Source organism: Mesotoga prima MesG1.Ag.4.2, assembly GCF_000147715.2.
Classification (GTDB): domain Bacteria; phylum Thermotogota; class Thermotogae; order Petrotogales; family Kosmotogaceae; genus Mesotoga; species Mesotoga prima.
This window is the reverse complement of sequence record NC_017934.1, coordinates 2,219,197-2,235,074: the sequence shown is the minus strand read 5'-3', so window position 1 is coordinate 2,235,074 and position 15,878 is coordinate 2,219,197. Positions and strand designations below refer to the sequence as shown.

14 protein-coding genes are annotated in these 15,878 nt (G+C 45.0%); 8 read left to right on the top strand and 6 right to left on the bottom strand.

The window, feature by feature from the left end; all coding sequences use genetic code 11:
* From THEBA_RS10445 to THEBA_RS10415, 7 genes are all read left to right on the top strand, one after another.
* A complete protein-coding gene (locus THEBA_RS10445; RefSeq protein WP_014731503.1) occupies positions 1 to 1,011 on the top strand; it encodes an ABC transporter permease in 1,011 nt (336 codons plus the stop codon).
* A 316-nt stretch (positions 1,012 to 1,327) separates the two neighbouring features.
* Positions 1,328 to 2,491, top strand: coding sequence for a Gfo/Idh/MocA family protein (locus THEBA_RS10440; protein ID WP_014731502.1), 1,164 nt, complete (start codon positions 1,328 to 1,330; stop codon positions 2,489 to 2,491).
* A gap of 15 nt (positions 2,492 to 2,506) precedes the next feature.
* Complete coding sequence (locus tag THEBA_RS10435; protein WP_014731501.1) at positions 2,507 to 3,499, top strand: sugar phosphate isomerase/epimerase family protein; 993 nt, start codon at positions 2,507 to 2,509, stop codon at positions 3,497 to 3,499.
* Positions 3,500 to 3,510: 11 nt separating this feature from the next.
* Positions 3,511 to 5,004, top strand: coding sequence for a sugar ABC transporter ATP-binding protein (locus tag THEBA_RS10430; protein WP_014731500.1), 1,494 nt, complete (start codon positions 3,511 to 3,513; stop codon positions 5,002 to 5,004).
* A complete protein-coding gene (locus tag THEBA_RS10425; RefSeq protein WP_014731499.1) occupies positions 5,005 to 5,979 on the top strand; it encodes an ABC transporter permease in 975 nt (324 codons plus the stop codon).
* Between the two features lie 36 nt (positions 5,980 to 6,015).
* Positions 6,016 to 6,978 carry an ABC transporter substrate-binding protein gene (locus THEBA_RS10420; RefSeq protein ID WP_014731498.1) on the top strand — a complete coding sequence of 321 codons (963 nt, stop codon included), beginning with the start codon at positions 6,016 to 6,018 and terminating at the stop codon, positions 6,976 to 6,978.
* A 192-nt stretch (positions 6,979 to 7,170) separates the two neighbouring features.
* Positions 7,171 to 9,285 carry a VIT domain-containing protein gene (locus THEBA_RS10415; protein ID WP_014731497.1) on the top strand — a complete coding sequence of 705 codons (2,115 nt, stop codon included), beginning with the start codon at positions 7,171 to 7,173 and terminating at the stop codon, positions 9,283 to 9,285.
* A 146-nt stretch (positions 9,286 to 9,431) separates the two neighbouring features.
* Here the strand turns inward: THEBA_RS10415 and THEBA_RS10410 are convergent, their stop codons facing one another.
* From THEBA_RS10410 to THEBA_RS14580, 3 genes are all read right to left on the bottom strand, one after another.
* On the bottom strand, positions 9,432 to 12,524 hold the full coding sequence (locus THEBA_RS10410; protein WP_014731496.1) for a S8 family peptidase: 3,093 nt from the start codon (positions 12,522 to 12,524) through the stop codon (positions 9,432 to 9,434).
* A gap of 828 nt (positions 12,525 to 13,352) precedes the next feature.
* Complete coding sequence (locus THEBA_RS10405; protein ID WP_014731495.1) at positions 13,353 to 13,643, bottom strand: hypothetical protein; 291 nt, start codon at positions 13,641 to 13,643, stop codon at positions 13,353 to 13,355.
* A gap of 376 nt (positions 13,644 to 14,019) precedes the next feature.
* Positions 14,020 to 14,403 (bottom strand): PfkB family carbohydrate kinase, encoded by a 384-nt coding sequence (locus THEBA_RS14580; protein WP_306556628.1) that lies wholly within the window; start codon positions 14,401 to 14,403, stop codon positions 14,020 to 14,022.
* Here THEBA_RS14580 and THEBA_RS14575 point away from each other — a divergent pair.
* Positions 14,384 to 14,578 carry a hypothetical protein gene (locus THEBA_RS14575; protein ID WP_201764204.1) on the top strand — a complete coding sequence of 65 codons (195 nt, stop codon included), beginning with the start codon at positions 14,384 to 14,386 and terminating at the stop codon, positions 14,576 to 14,578. The two genes, THEBA_RS14580 and THEBA_RS14575, sit on opposite strands and share 20 nt — an antisense overlap.
* A 44-nt stretch (positions 14,579 to 14,622) precedes the next feature.
* Here the strand turns inward: THEBA_RS14575 and THEBA_RS14570 are convergent, their stop codons facing one another.
* From THEBA_RS14570 to THEBA_RS10395, 3 genes are read right to left on the bottom strand one after another with little or no spacing between them, the layout of a single operon-like run.
* Entirely contained in the window at positions 14,623 to 14,826 is a 204-nt protein-coding gene (locus THEBA_RS14570; protein WP_201764203.1) for a PfkB family carbohydrate kinase, read from the bottom strand.
* Positions 14,778 to 14,909: a hypothetical protein gene (locus THEBA_RS14860; RefSeq protein WP_269078251.1), complete on the bottom strand. Its 132-nt coding sequence runs from the start codon at positions 14,907 to 14,909 to the stop codon at positions 14,778 to 14,780. The genes THEBA_RS14570 and THEBA_RS14860 overlap by 49 nt, the downstream gene beginning before the upstream one ends.
* A gap of 56 nt (positions 14,910 to 14,965) precedes the next feature.
* Positions 14,966 to 15,844, bottom strand: a complete 879-nt coding sequence (locus THEBA_RS10395; RefSeq protein ID WP_014731494.1) for a D-ribose ABC transporter substrate-binding protein — start codon at positions 15,842 to 15,844, stop codon at positions 14,966 to 14,968.
* Between the last annotated feature and the right edge of the window lie 34 nt (positions 15,845 to 15,878).

The following is a 15,878-nucleotide window of genomic DNA, read 5'->3' as shown; positions in this document are numbered from 1 at the left end:
ATGAGAATGAAAAGGATACTCAGTGTTTTCAGAATAGACACCATCAACGGTGTTAGAGATAAGATGGTGATATACATACTCGTGGCCCCGATAATCTTCTCATTCTTTTTCAGAATCATAGCTCCTGATTTTCAGAGTCTTTCTTTATCGTTCGTTTCTCTGAAAGACCAGAAGGCCACTTTGGAAGCTCTTGAGAAGTTTGGTAGCGTCGAACCCGTCTCATCCGAAGCGGAAATGAAAGAAAGAGTCGGACGATCTGATGACTCTGTGGCTATATACAAGAAAGACGAATCATTTAATCTCTTTCTTCAGGGTAACGAATCGGAAGAAATAGAAGAGATTGCAAAGATCATCCTCACAGGACTTCAATCTGATACGACGAGATATATCGATTTTAAAGAAAGCGATCAAGGAAGATTTGTCGCACCGGTAACAGTATTCGGATTCACCTTCGTTGTAATCATCTCCTTTGTTTTGGGAGGAATGGTAATAGGGTTTAATATCATCGAAGAAAAAGAATCAGGAGCAATGAGAGCTCTCATGGTAACACCAATAAAAAAGAGCGAACTCATTCTCGGAAGAAGCATCCTTGGGATTATCATTCCTTTGATTCACTCATTTCTGGCCGTTCTGATTCTCGACTTGCCCACTATGGATTATCTGAAACTAATAATAGTTACCATTTCTAGCTCAATTATCGGTATTGTCGTCGGTTTTCTCATCGGAGTAATCTCGTCTTCACAGATGAGCGGGATTGCAAACATGAAGATAAGCGGCTGGTTACTCCTGATGCCTGTAATACTTGGCTTCATACTTCCCGAAAGACTACATTTCATATTCTTCTGGTCACCTACATACTGGTCATTTGTCGTACTCAAGGATATCGTAAATCGCAGCATTAACTGGTCAAGTTTCACCATTCAGATTCTCTGGATATGTCTAACGACTGCCATATTATTCCTCTTGATGATGAGCAGAATCAAGAAGGGGCTCCAGACTTACCTCAACTAAGGCGGGTAGCCCGCCTTAGTCTTAAACTGATAAATATTTTTATGGGGCAAAAAATTAAATCGATGCTGCGAGAATTCACTTGAACATCCTATAGGCGCTTCAGGAACGATCTGAGATGATTATTCTTCATCTGATGAAAACAGCAAAAGTCAATGCAGTTTCTCGCAAAATTCTTTCGTTTTTCACTCGTTCTTTTGGTCAGATGCAATGCAAGAATTAGGTCTGGTTTTAGCTATAATTTTAGAGAATAGGAGAAATTCCTTATCTTCTTAGTGTTTTGTTCGTAAGAAAACATCATATACGAGAGGTGAGAGAGATGATTGAAGGCAAGGAAGTCGCCTCTGCTGGTCAGCTAAGATATGGAATGGTAGGCGGCGGCGAGGGTTCGTTTATCGGTGACGTTCATAGAAAGGCAATAGCAATCGACGGCCTTGCAAAGCTTGTAGCCGGATGTTTTTCGATTTACTATGACGACACTGTAAGAACGGCCAAAAAGCTTGGAGTTTCTGATGATAGAGTATACAAGGACTACAAAGAAATGGCGAGAAAAGAATCTGAGCGAGAAGATGGAATTGACTTCGTAAGTATCTGTACTCCAAATGTCACTCACTTCCCAATTGCCAAGGAATTTCTTGAAGCAAATATAAACGTCGTTTGTGAAAAGCCTCTTGCAATCGACGAATCTGAAGCACAGGAACTTGCGGATTTGGCAAAAAAGAAGAATTTGCTTTTTGCCGTTGCATACGCTTATTCCGGTTATGCAATGGTAAAACACGCAAGGGAAATGATACAGAATGGAGCAATAGGTGAAATTCGGGTTGTCATGGGTGAGTACGCTCAGGACTGGCTAGCTACAAGACTGGAAGATACCGGCAACATGCAGGCAGCATGGAGAACGGATCCCTCACAGACCGGAAAATCGAACTGTGTCGGCGATATTGGAAGTCACATTGAAAATACAGTTTCCTACATCACGGGCCTCAAGCTCAAGTCGCTTTGTGCCAGTCTCGACTCGTTCGTCCCGGGCAGAACCCTGGATGATAACGCCGAAATCCTCGTTAGATTCAGCAATGGGGCACGGGGTGTCTTCTGGGCTTCCCAGGTTGCTGTTGGTCATGACAATGGCCTTAAAGTCAGAATATTCGGAAGCAAGGGATCAATAGAGTGGGAACAGGAAAATCCAAACTACCTGAAGATAGCATACGTTGGGGAACCGGTCCAGATTCTCTCAAGGGGTGGTGGATACATGCTGCCCAATGCTGCAAGCGTTTCTAGAATTCCGGCCGGACATCCAGAAGGATATTATGAAGCCTTTGCAAACATCTACCGGAATTTCGCAACAACTCTTATAAAGAAGAAGAGTGGAGAAGACATGTCTGGAGCCGATTTCCCAACAGTCGAAGACGGCTTGGCAGGAGTGAGGTTTATCGGAAAGGCAGTTGAAAGCTCTCAGAAGGGGAGTATCTGGGTAGACATCTAGTCAGGAGGTTATGATATGGGAAATAGACCAGTCACATTGTTTACGGGGCAGTGGGCCGACCTCACTTTTGAGGAAATCTGCAAGAAAGCCAGTTCGTGGGGATATGATGGCCTTGAGATTGCCTGTTGGGGAGATCACATGGATCTCGAAAAGGCCGCTAAAGATCCAAATTATGTCGAAAAAAGGAAGGAGATTCTCGAAAAGTACAATCTGAAATGCTGGGCCCTCGGTGCCCATCTTATGGGGCAGTGTGTGGGAGATCTTTATGACGTAAGGCTCGATGGATTTGCTCCTGCCAGCTGTAAAGGTAATCCCGAAAAGATTCGAGCATGGGGAATAGAGCAGATGATGTACGCTCCTACAGCTGCAAAGAACATGGGCTGTTATACTGTAACAGGCTTCACAGGCTCTCCTGTATGGAAGTTCTGGTACTCGTTCCCCCAAACAACGGAGAAGATGGTTGAGGACGCCTATCGGGAAATCGTTGATCTCTGGACACCTATTTTTGAGAAGTTCGATGCTGAAGGCATTACATTCTCACTTGAAGTTCATCCCACCGAAATCGCCTTTGATTATTACACCGCAAAGAGGCTGTTAGAGGTATTCAATTACAGAAAGACGCTTGGATTCAATTTCGATCCAAGCCATCTCATCTGGCAGGGAGTAAAACCCCACCTCTTCGTAAGAGATTTCGCAGAAAGGATCTATCATGTACACATGAAGGATGCAGCAGTTACATTGGACGGAAGGGCAGGGATACTTGGATCAATGATGACCTTTGGTGACACTAGACGGGGATGGAACTTCAGGTCTCTCGGTCACGGCCACGTAAATTTTGAAGAAATCATCAGAGAGCTAAATAACATCGGTTACAGCGGTCCCCTCTCGGTGGAATGGGAAGACAGTGGAATGGAAAGAGAATTCGGTGCCAAGGAAGCTGCCGAGTTTGTCAGGAAAGTTGATTTCGAGCCTTCAAACATCGCTTTCGACGATGCAATGAAAAGCTGAGGAGTGAACTAATGGGTGAGGTCTTGATAGAGACCAAAGGGATTTCAAAGGAATTCTCAGGGGTTAGGGTTCTCGATAACATAGACATAGGAATAGAGAGGGGCGAGATTTTCGGGATCATAGGTGAAAATGGAGCCGGAAAGTCGACTCTCGTTAAGATCCTCAGCGGAATCTACACACCTACCGAAGGAAAGATCTTCTTCGAGGGCAAGGAAGTGGAGATCAAAGACCCTTTGCACGCGAAAATGATAGGAATCTCTATTATCCCTCAGGAATTCAACTTGATCAATGAGCTCAGTGTCTATGAGAACATCTTCCTAGGAAGTGAGATTACACGCAAGGGGTTCCTCAACACAAGAGAGATGAAGAGGCGAACCATTTCTCTTCTGGAGGAGTTGAAGAAATCAATCGATCCCGAAGAGAAGATTGAGAGGTTGAGCGTGGCCCAGAAGCAAATGGTTGAAATTGCGAAGGCCATAGCTTACGATTCAAAGCTCCTGATAATGGACGAACCGACGACTGTTCTTACTCTCAATGAAATTGAAATCCTCTTTGACCTCATGAGAAGTCTAAAGGAAAGAGGGGTTACCATCATCTACATCTCTCACAAACTGAAAGAAGTCAGAAAAATCTGTGATAGAGTGATGGTTCTAAGAGACGGCCAAATGATCAGTGTAAGTCAGACTGGTGAGGTTGACGAAGAAGAAATGGCAAAGAGAATGGTAGGACGCGAGCTGAGCCAGATCTTTCCAGATAAAGTTTCACCGTCTGACGAAGTTGTATTCGAAGTCGAGAACCTGACAATTAATGGTCTTCTAGAAAACATTTCCTTCGGACTTCGTGAAGGGGAAATTCTTGGCTTTGCCGGTCTAGTGGGTGCGGGAAGAACTGAACTAGCCGAAGCTATAATTGGTATCAGAAAGAGAGATTCAGGCAAGATAAGTATCAAAGGCAAACCGGTGGAAATCAAGTCACCCAACGATGCTGTGAAGAACAAGATTGCTTACCTTTCGGAAGATCGTCAGGGGAGTGGAATATTAACATCCTTCGATTTGATAAAGAATACAACGCTTATTTCGCTTCCGGCTTATTCTAAAATACTCATTAACAGTAAGAAAGAGCGGGAAAAGACGAAGAAGTATGTCGACAAATTCAATATCAGAGCAGCATCTCTCAAGACAAGACTGGAGTTTTTCAGTGGTGGAAACCAGCAGAAAGTCTCCCTCGCAAAATCCCTTGACCCGGAGCCCGACATTTTCATTTTCGACGAACCCACCAGAGGAATAGATGTGAACGCTAAGAGAGAAATATACAGATTCATGAACGAACTGGTAAATGAGGGTGTGTCCTGTATTCTCATTTCCTCCGAACTTGAAGAGATAATAGGAATGTGCAACAGAGTCGTCGTGATGAAAGAGGGAAGAATTACGGGAATCCTTGAAGGTGAACATATCAACGAGGAAGAGATCATGCTTCATGCCACGGGACTCAAGGGGGTTGCTTGAATGGCAGGTGAAAATGTAAAGAGACGCTTCGAATATGAAAGATTCGGCCCGTTAATAGCCCTTGCGATACTTTTTGTAATATCCGCTATTGCCAGCCCGTACTTTCTTCAGACTCAAAACCTTTTGAATATCCTGAGACAGGTTTCCTATACAGGGATCATAGCTCTAGGAATGACTTTTGTGATTATTTCGGGAGGGATCGACCTTTCGGTTGGATCTATGGTCGCTCTTGTTGGTGGAGTTGTGATTCTTGCGCTTAACTGGCTTCTGACAGTATTTGGCGAGGGTGGAGAAGCATGGGCTATACTGTTCGCGCTGATAATTGGTTTGCTTTTTGGCGCAGGATTGGGCGCGTTGAACGGACTGATGGTAACAATTGGAAAGATCGCTCCCTTCATCGCAACACTCGGTACTATGGCCATTTTCAGATCAATGGCGCTGTATATAGGAAGCGCCGGCGTCTTTAGATCTGAAAGCAATCTCTTTCCCGATCTGGGAATGGGTAACGTCCTGGGCATTCCAAATCCTGTAGTTGTATTCATAAGTCTTGCGGTGATTTTTGCCATTATCCTCAATAAGACTCGTTATGGAAGATACCTTTGCGCCGTCGGCTCCAATCCAAAAGTTGCCAAGTATTCTGCCATCAAAGTGAACCTCACTAGGTTCATTTCATACGTTGCAGTAGGTATTACCGTTGGATTCTCCGCCGTCTTCCTCTCTGCGAGATTGAATTCAATGAGTTCCACGAATGGCGGCTTGAACTATGAACTTGATGCCATAGCCGCAGTCATTATCGGTGGAACGCCAATGACAGGTGGAGCGGGTTCGATATTCGGAACTGTTATCGGTGCCATCACACTCGGCATAATAAACAATATGCTTAATATGCTGGGGGTATCGCCATATCTTCAGGGTACAGTCAAAGGTGTGGTAATTATCGGTGCGGTACTAATACAGAGAAAGAGATCTCAATAACCCCAAGGGGGTCAAAGGAAACAGGAGGTGTTTCTTGTGAAAAAGGCATTTGTTCTTACAATCCTCGTAGTGTTCATTCTCTCGGCTTTTGCGATGGCTGCCGAGAAGATCAAGATTGGTGTTGCCATTCCAAGTGCGGACCATGGTTGGACAGGTGGAATCGTATGGTGGGCACAAAGAGCCATAAAGGACTGGAGTGAGAAGGATCCCGACATTGAGTTCTTCCTGGTGACGGCCGACTCACCTGCAAAACAGGTTGGAGACGTTGAAGACCTCATGGTAAAGGGCATCGACGCTCTGGTTATTCTTGCTCACGATTCGGAACCACTCACACCTGTTGTCGAGAAGGCCTATAACAGTGGTGTTTTTATCGTGTCAGTCGACAGAGGTTTGACGAAACCCGTTGAGAATGTCTACGTAGCCGGTGACAACCCGGGCCTTGGAAGAGTATCTGGCGAGTGGCTGGCTGAGGCTCTCAATTACAAAGGCGACATAGTTGTTCTGGAAGGCATCCCTTGCGTTATTAATAGCGAAAGAGTAGACGCATTCAACGAAGTAATGGCGAAGTATCCGGACATAAGAATTCTGGATTCACAGCCAGCTTACTGGGATACTGCACGTGGGTTAGAGATAATGGAGAATTACCTTCAAAAGTATCCGAAAATCGACGCTGTTTGGGCACAGGACGATGATGTTCTTGTCGGAGTCCTTCAGGCATACAAGGAATCTGGAAGAAATGACATCAAGCTATTCCTCGGCGGCGCCGGATCTAAACAAATGATAAAGAAGATCATCGACAATGATCCTCTCGTGAAGGCAGACGTTACATATCCTCCATCAATGATAGCTACAGGAATTTCCATGGCGGTATTTGCACTGAGAGGTCAGCCCCTTGAAGGATTCTATCAGCAGCAGATCCCATCAAAAATAATCCTCGCTGCAGAGTTGATTACTGCTGAAAACGCCGAGCTTTACTACGAGCCTGATTCAATATTCTAAATTTTCACCTCACGAATCTAGACGCCCGGAGACCAAGGTCTCCGGGTTTTTCAACTAAAAGCCTTACTAACTATCCAGAGTAATTAGAAAGGGAGTTTTTCTCCTTCCCGTATCTCTTCTAAAAAATCCACTGCATAAACCTTCAGGCCCTATGAGGTGTCATAAGTACTAGACAAAAGAGGGGGCGATGTAATGAAGAGTCTTGGAATGATTTTCCTTTTTGTTCTGGCAGTCACTTCAACGTTTTCAAACGGTGTAGTAATCCCGCAGTTTCCTTTGGAACAGGATTCAGGGGGATTCGTGATGAATACCCACAACGTTCATATAACAGTCGAGGATGGAATTGCGACGGTAATAATTGAGGAGGAATTTGAGAACACATCAACCAGATTGCTGGAAGCTGTTTATCTGTTCCCAATTCCCTCTTCAGCTGTAATAAGTGATTTCACAATGAAGATCGGAGATCAGATTCTGAAGGGTGAAGTACTTCCAGCAGATGAAGCTAGGAAGATATACCATGAGATAGTGGCGAAAATGAAGGACCCGGCATTGCTGGAGTACGTTGGGACTCAGCTTATCAGGATGAGTATCTATCCCTTTGAACCGGGCGAAAGAAGGCAATTCTTTATTGAATACAGCCAGCCACTGGAAATATCTTCCAATTCATACTCGATGATTTATCCTCTGAAGATCGACAGTTTTCTTTCGGCTCCCATAGGCTCAGTGAGTGTCAGAATTTCGGTTCCTCTTCAGATCGCCGAGGTTTATTCGCCGACCCATCCATTCGTGGAAACAACAGGAGTCAGCGGCAGGGAATACGTCTTCATAGGAAATGATCTGATTCCCAATTCAGACGTCGCTCTGGTTCTCACTTCATCCGAAGATGAGATACCTTCCTCTCTGGCAACCCATTGGGACGAATCAACAAATGAAGGATATTTCCTCCTAACACTTATCCCTAGAATTAAGGAGGAAATCGTTATCCCCAAAGATGTCGTCTTCGTTCTCGATATTTCCGGTTCGATGTACGGAGAGAAGATTGAACAAGCTAAGCGCGCTTTAGAACAAGTACTTCAGATGCTAAGACCGGGGGATCGCTTTGCAATTGTTACCTTCGATGGAAGAGTGCACAACCTTACTGGAAGCCTTCTCGATGCTTCAGAAAAGGCTGAGTGGATAGAAAAGGTCAGAAGGATTCAGGCAGATGGAATGACAAATATCTACGGCGCACTTCAAACAAGCATAGATATGTTCAGCAAATATGATACTGGTAGATTCAAGGCACTTCTGTTCCTGACTGACGGAGAGCCGACAGAAGGAATAACCGATATTGGAAGGATCATTAGCGATGCAACTCCCGAGGCAAGAGCCAGAAATGTTCATCTCTTCTCTTTTGGAGTAGGCACCGGGGTTGTTGCCGAACTGCTGGACCGACTTGTCCAGGAAAATGCAGGAAGAGTAAGTTATATTATTGAAGGAGAAAGCATTGAAGCAAAAGTCACCGATCTTTACAGATCCATAGAGACACCTGCTCTGGAAAACGTGACTGTTTCTATAGAAAATCTCGACGTAAAGAAGACTCTTCCTGAAGGTCCATACTCTCTCTTTTCCGGGCAAGCTTTGAGGATATCGGGAATCTACTTTGATGAGGGAGATATGAGAGTGACCGTTGAAGGTACCAGAGGCGGTGAAAAGTACAGATATGAGTATCTCTTCAAAACTTCCAAGAGATCTGACAGCCCATTCATCGAGAGAATCTGGGCTCAGAAAAGAATTGCTCATCTTGCAAATCTTTACCGATATGATCCTTCCCTCACTGAAGCAGAGAAAGACGAGTTGAAGCTTGAAATTATCGCTCTCTCAAAAAAGTTCAACATCATAAACGAGTTTACATCGTACTTGATCGCTCCTGAAAGAGTTCAAACATACACGGCAGGAGACAGAGGAGGCCTGGGCGCTGCACCTCCTGCAGATTCGGTCATGGCGGCGAAATCCGTTGCGGAGATGGAGCAGGACCAGTTTGTTGAAGGTGGCTCTTCTGATTACACATTCGTTGATGGAATAGGCTTCACTCTTGAAGAAGGGGTGTGGATCCAGGACGATGAAGAGGTAAACACTCTTGAATCGTTAGGTTTGGCTGCATACAGTGAAGCATACTTCGAGCTTGCCAACAGAAGCGACTGGGTGGCAAAAGTTTTTGCACTCGGTGATAGAATAAGGTTCATCTACAAAGGAGTTCTAATTGAAATCTCAGATGAAGGTATACAAACTCTGGATGAGCTGCTCGATGCTTTGAATAAGCAGTAATCTTCGTATAGAAATCCTTGTCGTGTACTGGAATATTTGCAAAAGAAAAGGAACGCGATTGCGTTCCTTTTCTTGTTCATTACAAACCTACCTTGCGTTGAAGAACGTCAGCCAAAGAAATACTAACTTCTTTCAGAAACGGCTTATCAATCTCCAACTATCGGAGCAAACTCAAAATCAACCCAGTTGTCGCCACCGGAAAGGGTCACTGTCTGGGCATTGTCAAGATCCGGAGTGCCTCCTGAATAGTTGAAATACCCGAGAAGATCTCCAGTGTCAATCGTTCCGCTTTCGTCCATATCCCTCCAGGCGAAGATCTTTACCTGAGTACTGCTTACGTCACTGAAATGGTAGGCACCTGAGTCAGATAGGTTAGTGCTGGCAATATTGGTGCCAGTTGACGGATTTCTCAAGAAGACTTTGAACTCCTGTGGAGAGGCAATCGAATCAAGCGCAGCTTCGGCATCTACAAGTCCCCACCCGTAATCGTCATCTCTTCCAGGAGATCCGAGATCTATGGCCGTATTATGCAGTACGTTTCTAATATCATCCGGATCAGTCAAACCGGCTCCCATTAGAAGAGCCACAAGGCCTGTGACATGTGGCGTAGCCATCGATGTTCCCTGCATGTACATGTAGGTGTTGCCCGAGGGAGTCCATCCGGTGCTGTATATTCCGTTTGGATCGGTGCCTGATCTCATATATCCACCGGGTGCCACAACATCAAGCTCAGACCCATAACATGAGTAAGGCGATATCTTGATTGTACCTTCGTCTTCCCATATCGCTCCAACAGCAATAGTCTCTGGATAGCGAGCAGGATAAAGAATATTACCGTCTCCATTGTTGCCGGATGCTGCGACCATCACTACTCCATTTCTGGCCGCGTATTTCACAGCGTCGTGAACGGCAGGACTGTCTACTGCTCCTCCTAGACTCATGTTAATTATCTTCGCTCCATGATCGACTGCATAGATTAGGCTGTTCATAAGTGCGGCAGCGTCCTTTATTCCTCTGATGGGTATTAGTGTGATTCCCAGTCCTCCCCAGGTAACGCCGGAGACACCCAGTGCGTTATTCGTGAGCGCGGCGATCGTTCCAACAACGTGAGTTCCGTGGCTGTCCTCGGATTCGAGAGGTTCTGAGACATCTGTATTGCTGTCTATGAAGTTATACCCAGATTCAAAGATTCCGGAGAGATCGGGATGGCTAGTGCTGAATCCCGAGTCAATTACCGCTACTACAACGCTTCTAGATCCAACCGTGTAATCCCAAGCTTGAGGTAAATTCATGACAGGGTAGTTCCACTGAACGGGGTATGAGGGATCGTTCGGGGTGGTACTAAGTGCGTAGAATAGGCTGTTCTTCGACACCTGAACAACTCCCGGGAGTCTTTTCAATTCCTCCTCGCTTGCTGTTGTTCTAACGTGCAGGTACTTCAATTCACCATAATAATTCTCTATTCTTTCTATTACATCGATCGACGCGATAGAGGCACTACTGAATGAAGACTCCACCTCTTTGAATGATTCCACCTTTAGAAGATATTCGTTTTCTATGAATTCAGGTCTGTCATACGTGGTTCTTATCTCAGTATTGGAGAGTATCTCTATCTTATTTAGGTCCGCAGTCTTTATGTTTCCCGTGTATGGAGTAACGGTTCCAAAGATATTCTTGGTCGTAGTCTCAGCATTGTAGTATGCAATCACATTCTTGGGAGAGTTGACATTAACAGCTATAGGGTTTGCATCTCCCATGTTTGCTCCGTTAATAACCCAGTGTGAAAAGGTGTAACCGGCTCTTACTGGAGCAGTGAAATTCTTCACGGTTTCAGCAACATACCAACCCGCGCCGTCAACTGTTCCGCCTGCAGGGTTTGTTCCCGTTGTCACCTTGTACTCTACTTTCATCTCTGCGGTATAGGTCATATCTGAGTTCAAGGTAATTGTTCTTGGATTGTTAGTATTGGTATCGCTCCAGCGTACAAAGGTGAAACGAGTGTCTGTTCCCGTTACTTGACCAGATTTCTCCTTTTCCTGCGGAGAGACAACTTCTATTTCTGCTTCAGTACCACTGTTGAGAACTACCGTTTTTGGGGAGACATAAGCAATACCAACGATGATTATGTTTAGTCCGGTTTCCGGAGATGTAGTTACCGTTAATGTGTATTGTGTTTCTTGCTCGGCAAAGACAGCCGTGACATGATAGGGTTTGTCAACAACAATCTCAATAGGCCTTGCGCTTCCAAGGTTCTGACCATTTACATACCAGTAGCTGAAGTTGTACGGGCCCAAATCTCCGCTGAAATCGAACAGCCACACATTGCCTCTAGCCGTCCAGAAATTTGCCACTTCCGATACTTCTGATGGCGAAGAATCGACTGTCACCCTGTATTCTGCGTCCATATTTGCGGTATATGTTATATCTGTGTTTACTATCACGTTTCTAGTATGCGAGGTGTTTCCATCATTCCATTGATCAAATATGTATCTCGAATCTATTCCCGAAAGCCACGGGGATATGTCTTTCTCCTGAGGAGTAATTACTGCGATTTGCTTCGTTGTCCCACTGTTGACAATCATCCCTTTTGGAGAGGTGAATGACACACCGTCTATTTCAATGTCCAGCGCAAGATCTGGAGAGGTGGTAACAGTAAAATTGCAGGGGACCGGGTCAGTAGTGTAAACGGCGACAATATTCTTGGGCTCGTTAATTGTAACACCAATAGTGATCGATGAACCCGAGTTTGTACCGTTTACAAGCCAGTGACTGAAGGTATAACCGTCCATGACGAGAGCTGTCAGTGTCGCGTTTGCATTCTTGTTATGCCAACCACCGCCCGTGACTACTGCACCCGCAGGGTTTGAAGAGGTTTCGACTTTGTACTGTACGCCCATTTGAGCGGTATACGTAACGTTGCTGTTCACGGTAACGTTTCGAGGATTCGTGTTGTTTGCATCATTCCACTGCTGGAATGTGTACTTCGTATCGTCACCCCCAACGAATGCCGAAGTATCCCTTTCCTGAGGACTCGTTATTTGAACCTCGACATTTGTCCCCTCCTGATATTTCTGACTAAAGGGAGTCACTTTGTTTACCAAATCGACGATAATCTGAATTCCTGCGTCCGGCAAGGTCATAATAGTAAGCGTGAAGCTTTTAGAGCCATTCGGACAGCCAGTCAACATGAGTATCAGAAAGACCGTTAGCGATGCAAAAAGCAGTAACTTTCTCTTCATTGTTTCTCCTCCTCTCAAAGTAGCAAAAGAATTTGGAAATGACAGAAGTCTGGCGCGGATTAATGGAAATGAGCAGGCAGATCAATGAAGACAGAAGAAATGGCAATATCCTGCGCCAATGCTGTGTATACATAGAAGAATAGTAGCATTTCCGGTGCCGTAAATAAACTCTTTTCTCTTCTTTTACTAGGAGTAGATTGGTAGGAGCGACAAAAAATGCGGCCTTCATGGCCGCTTCTGCTTTGTAAAACTTACTGCTTAGTCTTCACTAGAATATATGTGTCGAATTCCGAATCGTCGTTGCCGGTGTTTCGCTCGTCGTACAATTCGGACTCGTTAGATCCAATCGGTTCATATTAAGAGTTATGGAACCATGTGACGTAGACATACTCGTAGGTCTCAACTGAAGATGGCCACAAGAATTGGATCATCCTGGTTATTCTGCCTATCTGATTTTCAATGACCTTCACCGATTCATTCTCGAGAAGACTAAGTCGGAAACAAAGGTTATAAAGTCTTCGAAACAATTCATAGAGCAATCTCCACGCTCAGGTCTTTACTCCTCGAACAGGTCAAAATCGACTTCCGTCTTCTCCATTCCAGTATCCGCTCTCCTTCTCTTGCTCCTTTCTATTAGTTGTTACGCACACGCACTTCGTGAGTAAGAGATAAAGAATCCTACAACAATCGTGAGGTAATTCCAAGAACCCCATTTTTTGTGTGTGCGCCTTATTCACAAGTCACCTAGGACCTGAGTTCCACGAGAATATGCAGTAGAGTATTTCTCATCGGTTAGTAGCCTCACTATCGATGCCAGTTCGATCTTTATTACCGCACAGGCGTTTGAAGTCTGCTCTCTCCAATGCTGTCGTCTATAGCGATCGAGACTATGATGCTGTCTCCAGAAGACAAGGCTTTGAAGGGTCTATCTTTGGGAACTCCAAAACCCGCCATATATTCAAAATCATCGCCAGAACGGCCGATGATAATCTCTTCCTTAACTATGCTTGCCCCAGATATATAAGAATTGTGAAAGACGAGATGACCTAGAAAATATGAAAGAAATTCATTGTCTTCGTCTTCATTTCCACCTCCACCGCTTCTTTCATTCTGTCCCAATAAAAGAGACGTAGAAAACTGTTCTTACGTTGTCCTTCGCGATAATTTTCACGAAAATGGAAAGTTGCTTCTCCAAATTGGAGTACCGATTTTCAATCATAATTGCTGTTACAGTAGACAGAAACTGTGCACCCATAAGCTCTATAAGAAAGCGACATGAATTCAGCTCTTAAAAGAGTACTTCGAGCAATAAAACTTAGATTCATATCTTTCTAATACTTACAAGGTATCTCCACACTAAATTAGTATCAGTCAAAATAAGGAAACAGCCTGAGCCTACTTTCGCAGAGAGTTACACGGAGGAGAAGTTTCTCAAATTAGATCAGTTTCATAAGCAATCTAGTTTTTCGAAAGGCACCCAGTAACTCTCGAAATCTCATTCGCCAAGGAGACTTTCAATCTCTTCATTTCGAGGAACCGACTTCTGGGCTCCCCTTCTGGTAACCGATAATGCTGCGGCTGCACAGGCATACCTGAGAGAATCGTGAAGATCGAGTTTTCTGTCCAGCGAGCAGGCAAAAGCCCCACTGAAGACATCGCCAGCTGCGGTTGAATCTATGACTCTTACTTTGAAGGCCAGGACTACCAAACTCTTCGATCTTCCAGAGAAGAAAACCCCTTTATTTCCTCTCCTCAGAAGCACATCCTCACATCCCATCTTGTGAAGCTTTGCAGTAGCGTCTTCAATGCCGAGATTGTATCCAGCAAGCTCGGCCATTTCCATTTCGTTTGGGGTTATGATGCTTACGTATCGTAGAATTGACTTGTCGATATTACTTGATGGTGCAGGATCAAAAATGACCGTCTTTCAGGCTTCGCTGAAGAGTTTCGCTGCAAAGAGAGTCTGTTCGAACGGAATTTCGTTCTTAAGAAGAAGAATGTCGGCTTTTAGCAGCCTTTCTCTTGAATCGGCGATGATCTCCGGAGACAGATGAGAGTTTGCACCAGGGTATACTATTATCCTGTTCTCTCCTGATCTTTAAACCTCTATCAGGGCGACTCCGTTTGGAGAATCGACATATCTTATTCCACTACCAAGATCAATGGCTTTCAGTTCTCTTTTCATCATATGGGCATTTCCATCGTTTCCCAGACAGGTAAGGAAGAAGACCTCTCCACCAAGTAGTCTTGATGTTACTGCCTGATTAGCACCCTTGCCTCCTGTACAGTAAGACAGCTCCATCTCTTCTGAGTCTGACCCGGTAAAGCGAAGTCATCTACGTTTATTCCCATATCGACGTTGCTGCTTTCTATAACTGCTATCATAAGAGCCTCTAAAAGAGCCGGAGGGAGATCCCCGTCCCCCCGGCCTCCTCGTCTTATTACTTCGACGTTACTAACTGTAGATCTACAGGAATGTAAATCGTACCGATAGTCAGATACTCGAACGCTTTGACGACAGCCAGCTGACCCATCAAAAATGGTTGCTGGGCAACAGTAGCCGCCATTTCACCGGCATTTACCGCTGCAACAGCATCGTCAATGGCATCAAAGCCTACGACTTTGATCTTATCTAGAAGACCGGCTGCTTTTATGGCTTCGATTGCTCCAAGAGCCATCTCGTCATTGTGAGCAAAAACAGCATCGATATTGGGATTCGCCTGAAGGATGTTCTCCATTACCACAAGTCCTTCGGCTCTGTTGAAGTTTGCAACCTGTTTCGCAACTATCTTGATGTCCGGGTATTTGGAAATAGCTGCACCAAAGCCCTCTCCGCGATCTCGCGCAGCCGATGTTCCAACGATTCCTTCAAGTTCAACTACGTTACCCTTTCCACCGAGAAGCATTGCGACGTACTCACCGGCCATCATACCGCCTGCAACATTGTCGGAAGCAATATGCGCAATCACCATTCCGCCACTGGCTCCTCTGTCAACTGTTATCACAGGTATTCCAGCCTTATTAGCTTCCTCCACAGCAGTGACAATCGCGTCGCTGTCAGTCGGGTTAATAACTATTAGATCCAATTTCTGCTGCACAAAGTCTTCGATATCACCTAACTGCTTGGCAGGGTTGTCTCGGCCATCAGCCACGATTACTTCTACTCCTAGACCAGCCGCTGCCTGAAGGGCTCCGTCCCTAAGCGTTACAAAGAACGGATTATTGAGAGTGGATAGAGAGAGTCCAATTCTGTAGGTTGCTCCGAAAAGGAACGCCGATGCTGCTACCAGAAAAACGGTAATTACAAGTAGTTTCTTCATTTCAGTACCTCCTTATCAAAAATTGGCCTTGAAG

What these genes read in the sequence shown, in the direction of transcription:
- THEBA_RS10445 (WP_014731503.1), top strand. Translation starts at nt 1, where the DNA reads ATGAGAATGAAAAGGATACTCAGTGTTTTCAGAATAGACACCATCAAC.
- THEBA_RS10440 (WP_014731502.1), top strand. Translation starts at nt 1,328, where the DNA reads ATGATTGAAGGCAAGGAAGTCGCCTCTGCTGGTCAGCTAAGATATGGA.
- THEBA_RS10435 (WP_014731501.1), top strand. Translation starts at nt 2,507, where the DNA reads ATGGGAAATAGACCAGTCACATTGTTTACGGGGCAGTGGGCCGACCTC.
- THEBA_RS10430 (WP_014731500.1), top strand. Translation starts at nt 3,511, where the DNA reads ATGGGTGAGGTCTTGATAGAGACCAAAGGGATTTCAAAGGAATTCTCA.
- THEBA_RS10425 (WP_014731499.1), top strand. Translation starts at nt 5,005, where the DNA reads ATGGCAGGTGAAAATGTAAAGAGACGCTTCGAATATGAAAGATTCGGC.
- THEBA_RS10415 (WP_014731497.1), top strand. Translation starts at nt 7,171, where the DNA reads ATGAAGAGTCTTGGAATGATTTTCCTTTTTGTTCTGGCAGTCACTTCA.
- THEBA_RS10410 (WP_014731496.1), bottom strand. Translation starts at nt 12,524, where the DNA reads ATGAAGAGAAAGTTACTGCTTTTTGCATCGCTAACGGTCTTTCTGATA.
- THEBA_RS14575 (WP_201764204.1), top strand. Translation starts at nt 14,384, where the DNA reads ATGCTTACGTATCGTAGAATTGACTTGTCGATATTACTTGATGGTGCA.
- THEBA_RS14570 (WP_201764203.1), bottom strand. Translation starts at nt 14,826, where the DNA reads ATGGAGCTGTCTTACTGTACAGGAGGCAAGGGTGCTAATCAGGCAGTA.
- THEBA_RS14860 (WP_269078251.1), bottom strand. Translation starts at nt 14,909, where the DNA reads ATGATAGCAGTTATAGAAAGCAGCAACGTCGATATGGGAATAAACGTA.
- THEBA_RS10395 (WP_014731494.1), bottom strand. Translation starts at nt 15,844, where the DNA reads ATGAAGAAACTACTTGTAATTACCGTTTTTCTGGTAGCAGCATCGGCG.